The following is a 14,053-nucleotide window of genomic DNA, read 5'->3' on the forward strand; positions in this document are numbered from 1 at the left end:
TATGTCATTTCAATGTAAGTTCTACTGGACAATGGTCTGAACCATATATTTCGGTGTGGATGGCAGCGCCTTTCACATCTTCCATCAGTCGTTTGCTGACAAGGAAATAATCAATACGCCATCCTGCGTTCTTTTGGCGAGCTTGGAAACGATACGACCACCATGAATAGGTGGAATCGTCGGGATGTAGTGTACGGAATGTATCTGTAAAGCCTGATTCAAGGAGCGTTGTCATCTTCTCGCGTTCCTCATCGGTAAAACCAGCATTACGACGGTTAGTCTTGGGATTTTTGAGGTCAATCTCTTCGTGTGCCACATTAAGGTCACCGCAGAGGATGACGGGCTTCCGACTATCCAGTTCTAATAGATACTGCCGAAAGTCATCCTCCCATCTCATGCGGTAGTCCAATCGGCGGAGTCCGTCTTGTGAATTTGGAGTGTAGCATGTCACTACAAAATAGCGGTCCATCTCCAAGGTGATAACACGTCCTTCATGATCGTGTTCATCAATTCCGATACCATAACTTACGACAATGGGTTGATGGCGAGTGAAGATGGCAGTACCAGAATATCCCTTCTTGTCGGCATAGTTCCAGTATGACTGGTATCCGTCATACTGCAAATCGAGTTGGCCTGCTTGCATTTTTGTCTCTTGTAGACAGAAGAAATCTGCATCCAACTGTTTGAAAACATCGCTGAAGCCCTTGCCCTCGCAAGCCCTCAGACCATTGACATTCCATGAAATAAGTTTCATAAGCGCTTTGTAAACAAGACGGACTTCTCGTTGTGAGAAGTCCGCCATGTAGTTATTTGATTGGTGAGTCTATCGGTTAGAATTTTGCCATCTTGATGGCTACTACTGCACATTCGTCACCTTTGTTGCCCAATCGTCCGCCTGCTCGATCCTTGGCCTGCTGTAGGTCATTGGTGGTGAGCAGTCCGTAAATGACGGGAATGTTGTTGGTGGCGTTAAGGCGTGCAATGCCTTGGGTCACACCTTGGCAGATATAATCAAAATGTGGTGTCTCACCACGTATTACACTACCGAGGATGATGATGGCATCATAGCCGTCGTTGAGAGTCATCTGGTGTGCACCGTAGATGAGTTCGAACGAACCGGGAACGGTTTTTACATGGATGTTTTCGGGCAATGCTCCGTGTTTCTCCAGTGTGCTAACACATCCCTGCAACAGTGCTCCTGTTATTTCTGGATTCCACTCGGCTACAACAATGCCGAATATCATGTTCGATGCGTCAGGGACTGCATCAAAATCGTAGTCGCTCAGGTTATGAAGTGCTGTTGCCATCTTTATTTATTTAGCAGAAGCACGTTCGATATAAGCGTCGATGTTCTGGTACTGCATTGACTGGAAATACTTCTTCTTGATCTCTTGGTAGAGTTTCAAAGCCTCGTCTTTCTTGCCCTGGCTCTCCAGAATCTCACCGGCCTGAATGAGGAAGGTGGGAGAGAGTGAGTTGTTGTCAGCCATCTTGGCAGCCTTCTTCAAGTGGTCAACGGCCTTGTCATACTGCTTGAGGTTTGCATAAGCATTGCCTAAAGCGCCTTCAGCAGCGGGACTGATCATTTGGTCACCCTTGGTGCTGAAATTTTCGAGGGCATCGGCAGCTTCCTGCCATTTACCGAGGTTAGCCTGGCAGAGACCGATGTACAGCTGAGCCAAATTACCTGCCTTTGTCGAAGAATAGTCGCTGGCTACTTTTTTGAAACCAGTCAGAGCCTGTTCGAATTGTTCGTTGTTGAAGAGCTCCTGACTCTTTGCCAATTCTGTGCTGGCAGCGTCTTCACGTGGAGCAAGATAATAGTTGTTGATGAGGATGCCGCCTACGATGAGAACGACAACTGCTACTACACCGATGATGATGGCTTTCTTGTACTTATCAAAGAATGCCTCTGTCTTGTTTAACTGCTGCTCGGTCTCGACAGCAACTGTTTGGTTTTTGTTTGCCATTATTGTTGTTAGTTTTTTATTTGCGTTTCTGTATAACTCCATAGAGCCAAGTTTTGCGTGGCAAAATTACTCATTTTATTGCAGATACTGAAATTTATTATAGACTTTTTTCGTTTTTGACTGATAAAAGGTGTAACTTTGCACCATAAATGATACTCAGAAAACTTTCCATCATCAATTATAAGAACATTCGGGAGACTTCTATTGATCTCTCTCCGAAGATGAATTGCTTCATCGGACACAATGGCGCTGGTAAGACGAATGTGCTCGATGCGGTATATTATCTTTCTTTTTGCCGTTCACTTAATAACCCTATTGACTCGCAGGTCATCTGTCACGACGAACCTTTTTGTGTTGTTGAGGGTACGTATGATGATGAACATGAAAACGAAGAACATATTTACTGCGGTTTGAAACGTGGTGTGAAGAAACATTTCAAACGCAATAAAAAGGAATATAAGAGACTCTCTGAACATATTGGATTGATTCCCATTGTTGTCGTTTCGCCTTCCGATACCTTGTTGATTGATGGAGGAGGGGAGGAACGACGTAAGTTGATGGATCTTGTTATTTCGCAGTATGACCGGCAGTATATGACACTATTGACAAACTACAATAATGCATTACAGCAACGCAACATATTGTTGAAACAGGAAAATCCAGGGCCGGATCCGACGTTATTGCACATCTGGGAGGAACAGATGGCTGAAGCAGGAGAAGAGATTTATCGCCGAAGGTCGGCTTTTGTGACAGAGATACAACCGCTGTTTCAACAGTTTTATACACAGATTTCCTCAGGTTGTGAAAATGTTGGATTGGAATATCTCTCACATGGACAGCGTGGTCCCTTGTTGGATGTCATCTCTCGTGATCGTGCAAAAGATCTTGCCGTGGGCTATTCTTTGCATGGTGTGCATCGTGATGATTTGATCTTTACGCTTGGAGGCAGACCCATGAAACGTGAGGGGTCGCAAGGGCAACACAAAACGTATGTCATTGCCCTAAAGCTGGCTCAGTTTGAACTGCTCAAGCGTACAGCATCTCATACAACACCCTTACTTTTGCTTGATGATATCTTTGATAAATTAGATGCAGGACGTGTGGAACAGATTGTGCGATTGGTGTCAGGGGATGCTTTCGGTCAGATATTTGTAACAGATACAAACCGCACACATTTGGATGCCATCGTTGGATCAACAGCAAGTGACTACCGTATGTTTGAAGTGGATAATGGTAATATCAAACTATTGACAGCCCATGTTTAGAAGACAGACAGAAACTTTGCATGATGTATTGCTGAAGGTGTTGCACAAACAAGGATTAGAGACTCCCATCCTTCAGAAACGCTTGGTAGAGGCTTGGCCTACGGTGGCAGGACCTGTTATTGCACGTTATACTACCGAAACATATATATACAACCAGACGTTGTTTGTTCGTTTGTCAAATCCTGCCTTGCGTGCAGATTTGTCGATGCAACGGCAGGTGTTGGTGCAACGATTGAATGATGCAGTAGGCGAGCGTGTGATAATTGATATTCGTTTTAGTTGACTATATTGTCATAATTGCATCCATCAGGATGTCGTGGGCATCCACTGGCACTTGGTCAAGAAGTCGATGTGGATAGCAGATTCCTATTTTATAAGTTTGTGGACAAAGTGAAAGGAATCGGTCGTAGTAGCCTTTACCGCGTCCTAACCGATGCCCTTGTTTGTCGAATGCCATTCCTGGTACTATTACGACGTCAATTTTAGCATAGTCCGTGAAAATTTCACCAGTTGGTTCCATAATGCCGAAAACCCCGATTTCCAGTTGATTGGGGGCTGTGTAGTGGTGTATCTGCATTGTAGTGCCGCTGACTACACGAGGCAATAGGATACTTTTTCCTTCGTCAATCCATTTCTGGAAGAGTGGTTCTAAGGGCACTTCGTCGGGGAGCGCACAATAGGCCATTACAATTTGTGCATTGCGGAGAAGTTTATTACCGTCTAATGCTTGCTGTAAAGCAAATGCTTCGTCGGGTGAACCTTGTTGTCCACCGCGACGAAGCATTTTCCGTATGTCTTGTTTGGTCATCATAAGTACTATGCCAATAGACGTTTTCCTCGTGCTAAGCCATATCCTCTACCCAGCAGTACTGCTGTCTTCTTCTTGGCAGCCTTTGCGGGAGCTTTGGGGAAAGCCTTGTTGGCATGGAACACCCGTAGCGTCTCGATGATGGCAGGGTCGTCTGCATTGAGATATTTCAGCCATGCTTCTTCGTTCATCATGTTATAGATGATGCGGCTATTGATATAGCGTTCCAGAAGTTTGTGAGAGCGTTTAATCATCAGGTTGCGACGTTTCAGTCCGCTCTTGTCGGCAAAGGCAGCAAACTGTTCTACGGTATTCTGCTTGACGAGATATTTTGCCAATTCTTCTGATGTGGTAAACTCGTTGAGCTTTTGGCGGTTGTTGTCTGTGTAGTTATAGGCAAACTGCAGGATGAGTCCTGTCATGGATGCTGCCTTATAATAAGAGGTGTATGCGGTAGTATCTTCTGCAATAAAGATGTCGGGCGTGATTCCACCACCACCGTAAACCACTCGACCGATGCGTGTAGTATAGGCACGTCCTGAATGTTTGATGCTGTCTTGTGAGAAGAACTCACCGTGTTTGTATCTTGCCAGCATGTCATCTTCGTAGTCGCTATTGTCGCCTGCCACGTATGGCTTCTGGATGCAACGACCTGACGGGGTGTAATAGCGAGCAATGGTAAGTCGGACCATGGAACCGTCTGAGAATGGGATAGGTTGTTGTACCAGTCCCTTACCGAATGAGCGTCTGCCTATGATTGTACCACGGTCATTATCTTGTATGGCACCGGCAAGAATCTCGCTGGCAGAGGCCGATCCTTCGTCGATGAGTATTACGAGTGGAATGTTCTGATAACTACCGCGGCCATCGCTTCTGAACTCCTTGCGTGGTGATTTGCGTCCTTCCATATAGGTGATGAGTCGGCCCTTGGGCATAAATTCGTTGGCAATCTGTACGGCAGATTCCAGATAGCCGCCAGTATTTCCACGCAGGTCAATGGTCAGGTTCTCAAATCCCTGTTGGGAGAGCTGTGCCAGTGCGATGAGCAGTTCTGCATAGGTGTTCTCGCCGAAGTTCTTGATACGTATGTAGCCTGTCTTATCGTTGAGCATATAGGTGGCAGTCACGCTCTTGGTAGGAATCTCTCCTCGTGTGACAACGATGTTGCGTATCTTCTTTTCGCCATAGCGCAGGATACCGAGTTTTACTTTCGTATCTTTTGGGCCTTTCAGTCTGTGCATGGCTTCTTCGTTGGTCAGGGTTTTCCCTGTGAAGGGTTTGCCATCTACCATCACAATCTTGTCGCCTGCAATGACGCCAGCTCTTTCTGCCGGTCCGTTGCCAATGACTTGTTGAACATGCAGGGTGTCCTGTCGGATGGTGAACTCTACACCGATACCCGAGAATGAGCCTTTTAGGTCATCGTTGGTTATCTGCATGTCTTTTGCTGAGATATAGATGGAGTGGGGGTCGAGTTCTGCCAGAATCTGAGGCAAGGCTTTCTCCACCAAATCGTTGACGTCAACGGAATCTACATATTGTGCGTCGATGATTCGCAACAGGTTGTTGAGCTTGTTGCTGCTGGAGTTGATGATGCTCAGACGGTTGCCTGAGAAGTGGTTGGCATAGAATGTGCCTATGAGAATACCGACAATGACGCTGAGCGCCATGAGAAGCGGTAGGAATCGGTTAGTCTTTTTCTCTTTCATCTTATTCGTTGGGATTGAGGTATGTTGTTTCTATTCCGGCGCGTTCCAATAGGTCTATACCGTCTGTAAGGCGGTATTTTTCACCATAGACCACGCGGCGTATGCCTGCCTGGATGATGAGTTTAGCACACTCGATACATGGTGAGGCTGTGATATAGATGGTGGCACCGTCGGAATTGTTTGACGACCGTGCCAGTTTGGTAATGGCATTGGCTTCGGCATGGAGCACATAAGGCTTGGTGACGTTGTTGTCATCTTCACAGACATTCTCAAATCCGCTTGGCGTTCCATTATAGCCGTCGCTGATGATCATACCTTCTTTCACCACGAGTGCGCCTACCTGCCTGCGTTGGCAGTAGGAGTTCTCGGCCCAGATGCCTGCCATCCTCAGATAGCGGAGGTCAAGCTTTCTTTGTTTCTCGTTTGATTCCATTTCTTTTCAGTAATGCGTCGATGGTGGGTTCTCCCTTACGGAAGCGTTTATAGAGTGTCATGGGGTGTTCTGTTCCACCTTTTGACAGAATATTATCTCGGAAGCTTTGTGCGGTCTGCTTATCGAAAATGCCATGCTTTTTGAATACGGCGAAGGCGTCTGCATCGAGTACTTCTGCCCATTTATAACTATAGTATCCGGCGGCGTAACCTCCTGCCATGATGTGTGAGAACTGTACTGTCATGCAGGTGTCTGGCAGTTGGGTGCCGATAATGGCTTTCTTCCATGCTTTTTTCTCGAACGACAGAATATCGTCGTCAAAGGGCTTGCGCTGTGTGTAGTATGCCATGTCGAGCAATCCGAACGATACTTGTCGCAGACATCCCGATGCTGCCATGAAGTTCCGGCTTTTCTTGATGCGTCGGATGAGTTCGTCGGGCATTGGTTCGCCGGTCTTGTAGTGGAATGCGAAGGTGCTGAGGAAGTCTTTCTCTACTGCATAATTCTCCATGAACTGTGAAGGCAGTTCTACAAAGTCCCACCACACATTGGTACCAGACAGGCTTTCGAAGCGAGTGTTGGCAAACATGCCGTGGAGCGAGTGCCCAAATTCGTGGAGGAAGGTTTCTACCTCGCCCAGGGTGAGCAAGGCTGGTTTATCATCTGTGGGCTTGGTGAGGTTCATCACCACACTGACATGTGGACGTACGTTCTCGCCCTTTCGTGTGATCCATTGTCCTTGGTATTCGGTCATCCATGCGCCACCCTGCTTGCCTTTGCGGGGATGGAAATCTGCATAGAATACGGCGAGATAGCTTCCGTCGTTATCAAACACCTCGTAGGCTTTTACGTCTGGATGATAGACGGGAATGTCTTTGTTTTCGCGGAAAGTGATGCCGTAGAGTTTATTGGCGAGTCCGAATACACCTTCTATCACCTTTGAGAGTTCAAAATAGGGGCGCAACATCTCGGCGTCGAGGTTGTAGCGCTTCATTTGCAACTTATGTGAATAGAATCCAGAATCCCATGGCATCATTTTTTCTACATCCTTATGTGCCATTTTGATGAGTTCGTCGCGCTCTTTGATGGCTGTTGGGCGGTAAGCGTCAATCAAGTCGTCAAGCAGTCGATATACGTTTCTCACGTTGGATGCCATGCGATGTTTCAATACATAGTCTGCATAGGTTTTGAATCCCAGCAGTTGGGCTATTTCGCGACGCAGGTTAACAAGGCGTTTGCAAATGTCTATATTGTTTTCGCTGTTGTTGTGGGTGCACACGGTATTACGCTCCATATACATCTGTTTGCGCAGGTCGCGTTGTGTGGAATAGGTCATGAACGGTGAGTAGGATGGAAAGTCGAGGGTAAATACCCATCCCTCTTTTCCCATTTCCTTGGCCGTTTGTGCGGCAGCCTCCCGTGCGGTATCGGGTAGTCCGTCGAGCTGTTGCTCATCGGTGATATGGAGTGTGAAGGCTTTATTCTCTTTCAGCAGGTTTTGTGAAAACTGCAAAGAGAGCATAGAAGCCTCTTCTGTGAGTTTGCGCAGACGTTCCTTGCCTTGTTCGTCGAGTAGTGCACCACTCCGTACAAACCCGTCATAACAGTCGTCAAGCAAACGCTGCTCCTCATCGGTGAGACGTCTGTGGTGCAGATGCACTTGACGGATGCGCTCAAAGAGGCGTGGGTTGAGTCGCACGTCGTTGGAGTGTTGTGTCAGAATAGGTTGCAACTTTTGTGCCAACGCATCCATCTCGTCGTTGGTTTCAGCCGACATCAGATTGAAAAATACAGCAGAGACACGTCCCAACAGGTCGTAGTAGCCCTCTTTGTCTTCATCGCTGGTGACGATGGTGTTGTCGAAAGTGGGCTTCTCTGGATTATTGATGATTTTGTCAATCTGCTCGTTGTCACGGCGTATTCCTTCCATGAATGCCTCTTCGTAGTCTTCAAGTCTGATTTTATCGAAGGGCACAGTATCGTGTGGAGTATTGTAGGGTACTAAAAATGGATTCTGATGTTCACTCATACTAACGTTAATTTATCAAGGTGCAAAGATACGAAATATGTAGCATACAACGAAAGAAAACGCGTTAATTGAAATTAAAATATACTACAAATTATCGTGTCTGGCTGTCTTGACAATTTTTTGTGGTTGATAAGCGGGAGTATCATACGCTTCAAAATGCCCTTCACAAGACTTATCCATGTAGAAATCTATTGGCGTTTTTCCAATATCAAATACAGTATTTTTCCTTCGGGATGTGTTCGGGATGTATTCGGGATGCTTTCTGTTTATAATCAGCTTTCTGCCTATATAGTATTTCCCATGTGAGTCCCATGTGAGTCCCATGTGAGTCCCAATATTTTGCTTGATTATGGGAGCTTGTTGGGAGACATTTCCTTGATAAAACGTTTTTATGTTATCATGATGCCGTTAGGCTTCTTACCAACCTTCTGTTGTAAACTGTCGTTATGATGATGTATTTTTGTTTCAAAGGTCATTCCCTTCTGTAGCGGTCGTGTTCCACATCAGAAGTCTTTCTATCAAGGGAATGACGATGCGGCCGCGATGAAGGGAGAGTAGGTTTTCCGTTTGCATTTGGTTGAGCGTTTGTGAGATGTCGCGCACTCTGGCGTCAATCATTTCTGCCAACTGTCGCATGAGGATATGGAACGTTTTGGGGCCTGCGGGGTATTGACATTGTGAGAAGAAATAGCGAATGAGTCGTTCGCGAAGATCTTTTGGTGCCGATTGACGTGTTCGGTTGTCGTACCGCTGGCAGGTGGTGGCAAGCAGATTGACATAGTTGAGGCGGAACACCAGTTGTGTTTCCATCAGCAGACGCACTTCTGCTTTGTCGATGGTAAGGATATTGGTGTCGGTCAGCGTGGAGTAGGTGTGTTGGTAGTGTTGTTCCACACCATAGAGTCGTTCGGGTTCAAGCACATAGGGTGCAGATAGTTGTTCGACAACCCGACAGGGTCGTGGACCGGAAAAGTGTTCTGACTGCAATTGCCCGTTGATGAGAAACACCAATTGTTCGCATCGGCTTCCAGCAGTCCATAGTGTTTTCTCTGCGGGATATTTATGGAATCCGATACGTGTGTGTGCCACAACCTCCATGAGTTCCGAATGGCTCATGCCTTGGAACAGGGGAAATTGTAACAGCTTATCGTAGAGGTGTATGGCGGGCATGTTGCTTAGGGTAGTTGCTCTATTTTGTTTTTCATCTCAGGTGAGTACCATACAGCAATTTTTCCCTTTTCGTCTGTATAGATGAAGTAGGCCTTCAGCTGTTTTTCCTTTTCCAGTATCTGCTTAGCCCCTTCCATCCCCATCACCATAAATGCTGTGGCATAGGCATCCGCTTCAGCACAGGTGTTGGCAAGGACGGTAGCCGACAACAGACTATGCTGTACGGGATATCCCGTCTTTGGGTCGATGGTGTGTGCATATTTTCTGCCGCCTTTGTAATAGAAGTTGCGGTAGTTGCCGCTGGTGGCCATGGCAATATCGCTCAAGTTGAGGATTGTTTGGTATTCGTTGTTGTAGAGCAAAGAGTCTTCCGTTGGTTTTACCACCCCGATGCGCCATGGTGCTCTTCGTGCGCTGACACCACGTGTGGCAATCTCGCCACCTATCTCTACTGTGAAGTTGTTCACGCCTTTTTTCTTCAACAGTCTTGCCACGGCATCCACTCCGTAGCCTTTGGCAATGGCAGAGCAGTCGAGCATCAGTCGAGGGTCGGCTTTTTTCACTTTCATGTGGTCGATAGAAACCTTTCTGTAGCCTATGAACTGCAGGATGGAATCTACTTGATGGCGGGTGGGCATGTTTCCATTTTTGAAGCCGAACCCCCATGCGTTGACCAGTGGCGCTACGGTGATGTCGAATGCTCCTTCGGTGTTTTCTGATATGGTTTGTGCCAGATTGAATACTTCAAGAAACATGTTGTTGACCTTCATGTCCTTGTTGTTGTTGACATTGGAAATGATGGAGCTTTTGTTGAACATCGACAGGGCTGCGTCAACTTTGTTGAGTTCTGCAAGTATTTCCTTTTCGTAGTCTTGATCCGACTGGTAGGTGATGCTGTAAGTAGTGCCGAATATAAAACCTTTGTTGGTGAGGTAGGGCACGTTTTGCTGTTGCCGAATAATCAGCACGGTGCCGATGATGAGTACGGCGAGGAATGGTATTTGCCAAATCAGGCGTTTCTTGTTTTTTGCAGACATGGTTTCAGGGATAGTTTGTATTGTTTTAAATGTCGATAATCACGTTGAAATTAGCGGCAATACGAGTGTCGCCATAGGTACCGAAACCAGGAATATACCAGGTTTGTCCTGCTGTTCCGTCGTTGTGGGCTATGCGTCGTTTGTATCGCACATTCCATCCCAGATGGATGGGACCGCTGATTTTAGCATCAATGCCGAATACTGCTTCCAGCCAATGTTGCGAACATTGCATATCTTGGATGTCAACGATATTACTTCCTTGCCATACGGGGTCGTCCATTTCGCCTCGCATAATATCTACTTTATAAGAGGTGAAAGCATAGCGGAAACCGCCATACAGACGATTGGGGCCATGTTTCTTCTTCAGCAGATTCCAGTCCATACCGATGCGGAAGTAGGGTGCTCCGGTCTTGTAGGTAATGCCCGTCACCTCATCGTTCTCGTGGTTGGCTTTACCGTAACCCACCTCTACGATTGGAAACCATTGGTCGTGGAGATTCAGTCGGAATGCTCCTTCGTATTCGCCATGGTCGCTGAGTGCCAACATGGCAGGGCCAACGAGGTCGAAGGAAACGGCAAATCCCCTGAACATCGGTATCGAGTCTTCCGGTATGATGATGTTTTTCTGTTGAGCCCTACCGTTGCCGGTGGCTGCCACAATCAGCAGAAGACTAATAGCGATCCTTGAGATATAAGTGGAAATGTTCTTTCGATGCGTCATAGTTGACTTGGGAATTGTTGATGGATAACGAGTCGATGATGTGGTGTGTTGACTTCACCGACAGGATAGTATGAAAGTAGGAAATCTGGCAATCTACCGATTCGAAATGTGGTTGGTTGCTCTTTTCCACCCAGATCGTGTCGCGATAGGTATTGCCCATCGTGTCGAGGAGTGTCATGTGGAGTGTATCGACGGGGTTGATGTAACTGATGTCGAGGTCGAACGTAGTTACTCCGGTGATGCGGTTCTGTAGTATTGTGTCGCGTCCGTCGGCGCGTCGGCTGCAGATGGATAGGGTATCTACCTTCAGAGTGTCGGCTGTTCCGTTGGCTTTCTTCAGACTATAGACCGTATATACACGGTTCTGTACCGGACAGTCGATAGACGAGCAACCTGCGATAGCCAGTAGAGTAGCGACCAGCAGACAGGGTAGCCAGTAGAGGCTGCCTTGCTTACAGTATTTCAGAATATTGTGTTGCTTCTGTTGCATGGTTTTACGCTTGCTCAATTTTTATTTCTTCTTCTATCTGATAGTCGTTTCTTCCAGCACTGTTACGGCTGATGAGGTCGCCCAAAAATCCAGCCAAGAACAGTTGTGTACCAATCATCATCATCGTCAGAGCGATGTAGAAGAATGGTGAGTCGGTAACCAATCGCATGGGAATGTGGCAATAGAGTGCCCAGAGTTTCTCGGCTCCGATAATGAAGGCTGATATGAATCCTATCATGAAGACGAGTGTGCCCAAGAAACCGAATACGTGCATCGGCTTTTTGCCGAATGTTCCAAGAAACCAAAGGGTCATCAAGTCAAGGTAACCGTTGACGAAACGATTCCATCCCATAAACTTCGATTTGCCGTACTGGCGTTTCTGGTGGTGTACTACTTTCTCACCTATCTTGTCGAAACCGGCATTTTTTGCCAGATAGGGAATGAAACGGTGCATCTCGCCGAACACCTCTATGTTCTTTACCACATCACGGCGGTAGGCTTTCAGCCCGCAGTTGAAATCGTGAAGGTTCTTAATGCCGCTCACCTTGCGTGCCGTGGCATTGAAGAGTTTGGTGGGGATAGTTTTTGAAAGTGGGTCGTGGCGCTTCTGTTTGTAACCGCTCACCAGGTCATAGTGCTCGTCCATTATCATATGGTAGAGTCCTGGAATCTCGTCGGGCGAGTCTTGCAAGTCAGCATCCATCGTAATGACAACATCGCCTTGGGCAGCCTTGAAACCGCAATAGAGTGCGGGACTCTTACCGTAGTTGCGGCGGAATTTGATGCCTTTCACGTGTTGTGATTTAGAAGCCAGTTCGCGGATTACGTCCCAACTGCGGTCTGTAGAACCGTCGTTGACGAAGATAATCTCGTAACTGAAATTGTTGGCCACCATCACGCGGTCTATCCATGCGTGGAGTTCAGGTAGCGACTCGTCTTCATTATATAAGGGTATAACTACGGAAATATCCATTTTTCCTATTCTTTTATGTTGGTATGTATATAGTATTCTATTGTTTTTTGCGCATAAACAGAGCAATGGGCAGTCCCCAGAAGAAGCCTGAAAGAATGACCGACGACAGCACGTTGAGGGCATAGTCGATAGGTCGCAGTTCGCTCAATATGCGCAAACTGTCGTTCATTTCTTGGTCAACGCCGTAGAGCTTCATGGCTTGTTGGCTTTCAGGAGATTGCAGAATGTCTGTAAACTGGCTTATCAGATAGCCATTGTCAAGATAGGCAAAGTATATGAAAGTAGCAGCCGTCAGTAGCAAACCGCCATAGAAAAAGGTGAGGATGCTATAGGCGTAGCCCAGTCCAAACGATAGCCTTCCTTGACGGCCGTAGTCGCGATAGTGGCGCAGACGGCTGGCTACGAAAAAAGGTGTAGCCGCAATGGTCATCAAAGCGACAAACGAGAGGAGCGGTTGCGTCATTCCTATTATATAGCAAGCGAACGCCCCAATCATAACGAGCGAAAGCAATGCGCCATCTTGGCGAGCAAACGCTTTCAGTTGTACGTATTCCTGTGGTGTCATCAATATTCGAATATCGTTTGCAAAGGTAGTGCAAACCGAGCGAAATACAAAGAAAAACCTCGTTTTTCTTTTATTTCCGAGGTGCCGCCTACCTTGGGGCTGTCAAGCCCAAAGTAGTGCAAACCGAGCGAAATACAAAGAAAAAGCCCGTTTTTCTTTTATTTCCGAACTGACGAACGAAGAAAGAGCAGCGTCAAGTTCTCTTGAACTCTGCCTTTCAAGGAGGAAGAAAACCTTTAGGTTAGGTGCCGTTAGTCTAAGACTGTAGGTTTGTGGTCGTGGTGAATCATGCGAAATACAGGAGGGGCAACCGGTCTCTGTTTATTTCTGCTATACGGGCAACTGTAGAGTCGTAAGTTGAAGATAAGTGGGGGGAGAAACTTAGAAAAACGCATAGAAAAGTGTTAAAAACGAAAAAACATCACGACTAATGCCTGTTATTTGGAAACTTTTTAGTACCTTTGCACCCGATTTCGCCCATTAGGGTAAAAATCAAACAATAAAAATGGGCAAGTCCTGTACGGCCAGCTCCCTCGGAATCCTCCAGGACGGGAACGTAGCAAAGGTACTTGGTTGTAGCGGCGCGATACAGACAGCTTGCCCACCCGCCTCTTTAGCTCAGTTGGCCAGAGCACGTGATTTGTAATCTCGGGGTCGTTGGTTCGAATCCGACAAGAGGCTCAAATGATGAACGGACTTCCATGCAAGGAGGTCCGTTTTGCTTTTCTTATATTGAAGTGTTCAAGCCACAACGGGGGCTCAGTAGATAATTAGTGGGGGTAAGCGTATATCATGGAAAGTCTGTAGAGAAAGAATTTCTCATCCCTAATTCCCCTTAGTGCTGCCCTGAAGGACTTGACTTTGGCGTTGAAAGACTCTGCTG

The 14,053-nt window shown here is 46.8% G+C and carries 15 protein-coding genes, 1 tRNA gene and 1 pseudogene; 3 read left to right on the top strand and 14 right to left on the bottom strand.

Translation table 11 applies throughout. The features are described 5' to 3' along the window. Nucleotides 1-4: 4 nt before the first annotated feature. From CIK90_RS09765 to CIK90_RS09775, 3 genes are all read right to left on the bottom strand, one after another. Nucleotides 5-754 carry an exodeoxyribonuclease III gene (locus CIK90_RS09765; protein ID WP_094390635.1) on the bottom strand — a complete coding sequence of 250 codons (750 nt, stop codon included), beginning with the start codon at nt 752-754 and terminating at the stop codon, nt 5-7. Between the two features lie 76 nt (nt 755-830). Beyond that, complete coding sequence (ribH, locus tag CIK90_RS09770) at nt 831-1,307, bottom strand: 6,7-dimethyl-8-ribityllumazine synthase (protein WP_094390634.1); 477 nt, start codon at nt 1,305-1,307, stop codon at nt 831-833. A 6-nt stretch (nt 1,308-1,313) separates the two neighbouring features. After that, complete coding sequence (locus CIK90_RS09775) at nt 1,314-1,970, bottom strand: tol-pal system YbgF family protein (RefSeq protein WP_094390633.1); 657 nt, start codon at nt 1,968-1,970, stop codon at nt 1,314-1,316. Nucleotides 1,971-2,119: 149 nt separating this feature from the next. Here CIK90_RS09775 and CIK90_RS09780 point away from each other — a divergent pair, with 149 nt between their 5' ends. Then, nucleotides 2,120-3,235, top strand: a complete 1,116-nt coding sequence (locus CIK90_RS09780) for a DNA replication/repair protein RecF (RefSeq protein WP_094465135.1) — start codon at nt 2,120-2,122, stop codon at nt 3,233-3,235. Then, a complete protein-coding gene (locus CIK90_RS09785) occupies nt 3,228-3,518 on the top strand; it encodes a DciA family protein (RefSeq protein WP_094390631.1) in 291 nt (96 codons plus the stop codon). Before CIK90_RS09780 ends, CIK90_RS09785 begins: the two co-directional genes overlap by 8 nt. Here the strand turns inward: CIK90_RS09785 and CIK90_RS09790 are convergent, their stop codons facing one another. From CIK90_RS09790 to CIK90_RS09835, 10 genes are all read right to left on the bottom strand, one after another. Continuing rightward, nucleotides 3,519-4,046: a 5-formyltetrahydrofolate cyclo-ligase gene (locus CIK90_RS09790; protein ID WP_094465137.1), complete on the bottom strand. Its 528-nt coding sequence runs from the start codon at nt 4,044-4,046 to the stop codon at nt 3,519-3,521. It lies immediately after the preceding gene. Nucleotides 4,047-4,051: 5 nt separating this feature from the next. Further along, on the bottom strand, nt 4,052-5,752 hold the full coding sequence (locus CIK90_RS09795) for a S41 family peptidase (protein ID WP_094465139.1): 1,701 nt from the start codon (nt 5,750-5,752) through the stop codon (nt 4,052-4,054). Nucleotide 5,753: 1 nt separating this feature from the next. Next, nucleotides 5,754-6,185 (bottom strand): dCMP deaminase family protein, encoded by a 432-nt coding sequence (locus tag CIK90_RS09800; RefSeq protein ID WP_094390628.1) that lies wholly within the window; start codon nt 6,183-6,185, stop codon nt 5,754-5,756. After that, nucleotides 6,154-8,214, bottom strand: coding sequence for a M3 family metallopeptidase (locus CIK90_RS09805; protein WP_094465141.1), 2,061 nt, complete (start codon nt 8,212-8,214; stop codon nt 6,154-6,156). The genes CIK90_RS09800 and CIK90_RS09805 overlap by 32 nt, the downstream gene beginning before the upstream one ends. Nucleotides 8,215-8,679: 465 nt before the next feature. Then, a complete protein-coding gene (locus CIK90_RS09810; RefSeq protein ID WP_094465143.1) occupies nt 8,680-9,384 on the bottom strand; it encodes a Crp/Fnr family transcriptional regulator in 705 nt (234 codons plus the stop codon). Nucleotides 9,385-9,389: 5 nt separating this feature from the next. Beyond that, nucleotides 9,390-10,421 (bottom strand): FAD:protein FMN transferase, encoded by a 1,032-nt coding sequence (locus tag CIK90_RS09815; RefSeq protein WP_094465145.1) that lies wholly within the window; start codon nt 10,419-10,421, stop codon nt 9,390-9,392. A 25-nt stretch (nt 10,422-10,446) separates the two neighbouring features. Then, on the bottom strand, nt 10,447-11,142 hold the full coding sequence (locus CIK90_RS09820) for a DUF6048 family protein (protein ID WP_094435677.1): 696 nt from the start codon (nt 11,140-11,142) through the stop codon (nt 10,447-10,449). Continuing rightward, nucleotides 11,093-11,650 carry a DUF6452 family protein gene (locus tag CIK90_RS09825; protein WP_254046327.1) on the bottom strand — a complete coding sequence of 186 codons (558 nt, stop codon included), beginning with the start codon at nt 11,648-11,650 and terminating at the stop codon, nt 11,093-11,095. Before CIK90_RS09825 ends, CIK90_RS09820 begins: the two co-directional genes overlap by 50 nt. Continuing rightward, entirely contained in the window at nt 11,637-12,605 is a 969-nt protein-coding gene (locus tag CIK90_RS09830; RefSeq protein WP_094447463.1) for a glycosyltransferase family 2 protein, read from the bottom strand. Before CIK90_RS09830 ends, CIK90_RS09825 begins: the two co-directional genes overlap by 14 nt. A gap of 37 nt (nt 12,606-12,642) precedes the next feature. Continuing rightward, the gene (locus tag CIK90_RS09835; RefSeq protein ID WP_094435675.1) at nt 12,643-13,170 is read right to left on the bottom strand and encodes a DUF4199 domain-containing protein; all 528 of its coding nucleotides are present in this window, start codon (nt 13,168-13,170) and stop codon (nt 12,643-12,645) included. 607 nt (nt 13,171-13,777) lie between these two features. Between CIK90_RS09835 and CIK90_RS09845 the strand changes: the two genes are divergently transcribed. Further along, nucleotides 13,778-13,851: transfer RNA gene (locus tag CIK90_RS09845), tRNA-Thr, on the top strand. A gap of 89 nt (nt 13,852-13,940) precedes the next feature. Here CIK90_RS09845 and CIK90_RS14470 read toward each other — a convergent pair. Continuing rightward, nucleotides 13,941-14,053 (bottom strand): annotated as a pseudogene (locus CIK90_RS14470) (DDE transposase); the annotation flags it as partial.

The organism is Prevotella sp. P5-126, from assembly GCF_002251185.1.
Taxonomy (GTDB): Bacteria; Bacteroidota; Bacteroidia; order Bacteroidales; family Bacteroidaceae; genus Prevotella.

Excerpts from the sequence above, each read along its gene's own strand:
- CIK90_RS09765 (WP_094390635.1), bottom strand. The coding sequence starts at position 754 with ATGAAACTTATTTCATGGAATGTCAATGGTCTGAGGGCTTGCGAGGGC.
- ribH (WP_094390634.1), bottom strand. The coding sequence starts at position 1,307 with ATGGCAACAGCACTTCATAACCTGAGCGACTACGATTTTGATGCAGTC.
- CIK90_RS09775 (WP_094390633.1), bottom strand. The coding sequence starts at position 1,970 with ATGGCAAACAAAAACCAAACAGTTGCTGTCGAGACCGAGCAGCAGTTA.
- CIK90_RS09780 (WP_094465135.1), top strand. The coding sequence starts at position 2,120 with ATGATACTCAGAAAACTTTCCATCATCAATTATAAGAACATTCGGGAG.
- CIK90_RS09785 (WP_094390631.1), top strand. The coding sequence starts at position 3,228 with ATGTTTAGAAGACAGACAGAAACTTTGCATGATGTATTGCTGAAGGTG.
- CIK90_RS09790 (WP_094465137.1), bottom strand. The coding sequence starts at position 4,046 with ATGATGACCAAACAAGACATACGGAAAATGCTTCGTCGCGGTGGACAA.
- CIK90_RS09795 (WP_094465139.1), bottom strand. The coding sequence starts at position 5,752 with ATGAAAGAGAAAAAGACTAACCGATTCCTACCGCTTCTCATGGCGCTC.
- CIK90_RS09800 (WP_094390628.1), bottom strand. The coding sequence starts at position 6,185 with ATGGAATCAAACGAGAAACAAAGAAAGCTTGACCTCCGCTATCTGAGG.
- CIK90_RS09805 (WP_094465141.1), bottom strand. The coding sequence starts at position 8,214 with ATGAGTGAACATCAGAATCCATTTTTAGTACCCTACAATACTCCACAC.
- CIK90_RS09810 (WP_094465143.1), bottom strand. The coding sequence starts at position 9,384 with ATGCCCGCCATACACCTCTACGATAAGCTGTTACAATTTCCCCTGTTC.
- CIK90_RS09815 (WP_094465145.1), bottom strand. The coding sequence starts at position 10,421 with ATGTCTGCAAAAAACAAGAAACGCCTGATTTGGCAAATACCATTCCTC.
- CIK90_RS09820 (WP_094435677.1), bottom strand. The coding sequence starts at position 11,142 with ATGACGCATCGAAAGAACATTTCCACTTATATCTCAAGGATCGCTATT.
- CIK90_RS09830 (WP_094447463.1), bottom strand. The coding sequence starts at position 12,605 with ATGGATATTTCCGTAGTTATACCCTTATATAATGAAGACGAGTCGCTA.
- CIK90_RS09835 (WP_094435675.1), bottom strand. The coding sequence starts at position 13,170 with ATGACACCACAGGAATACGTACAACTGAAAGCGTTTGCTCGCCAAGAT.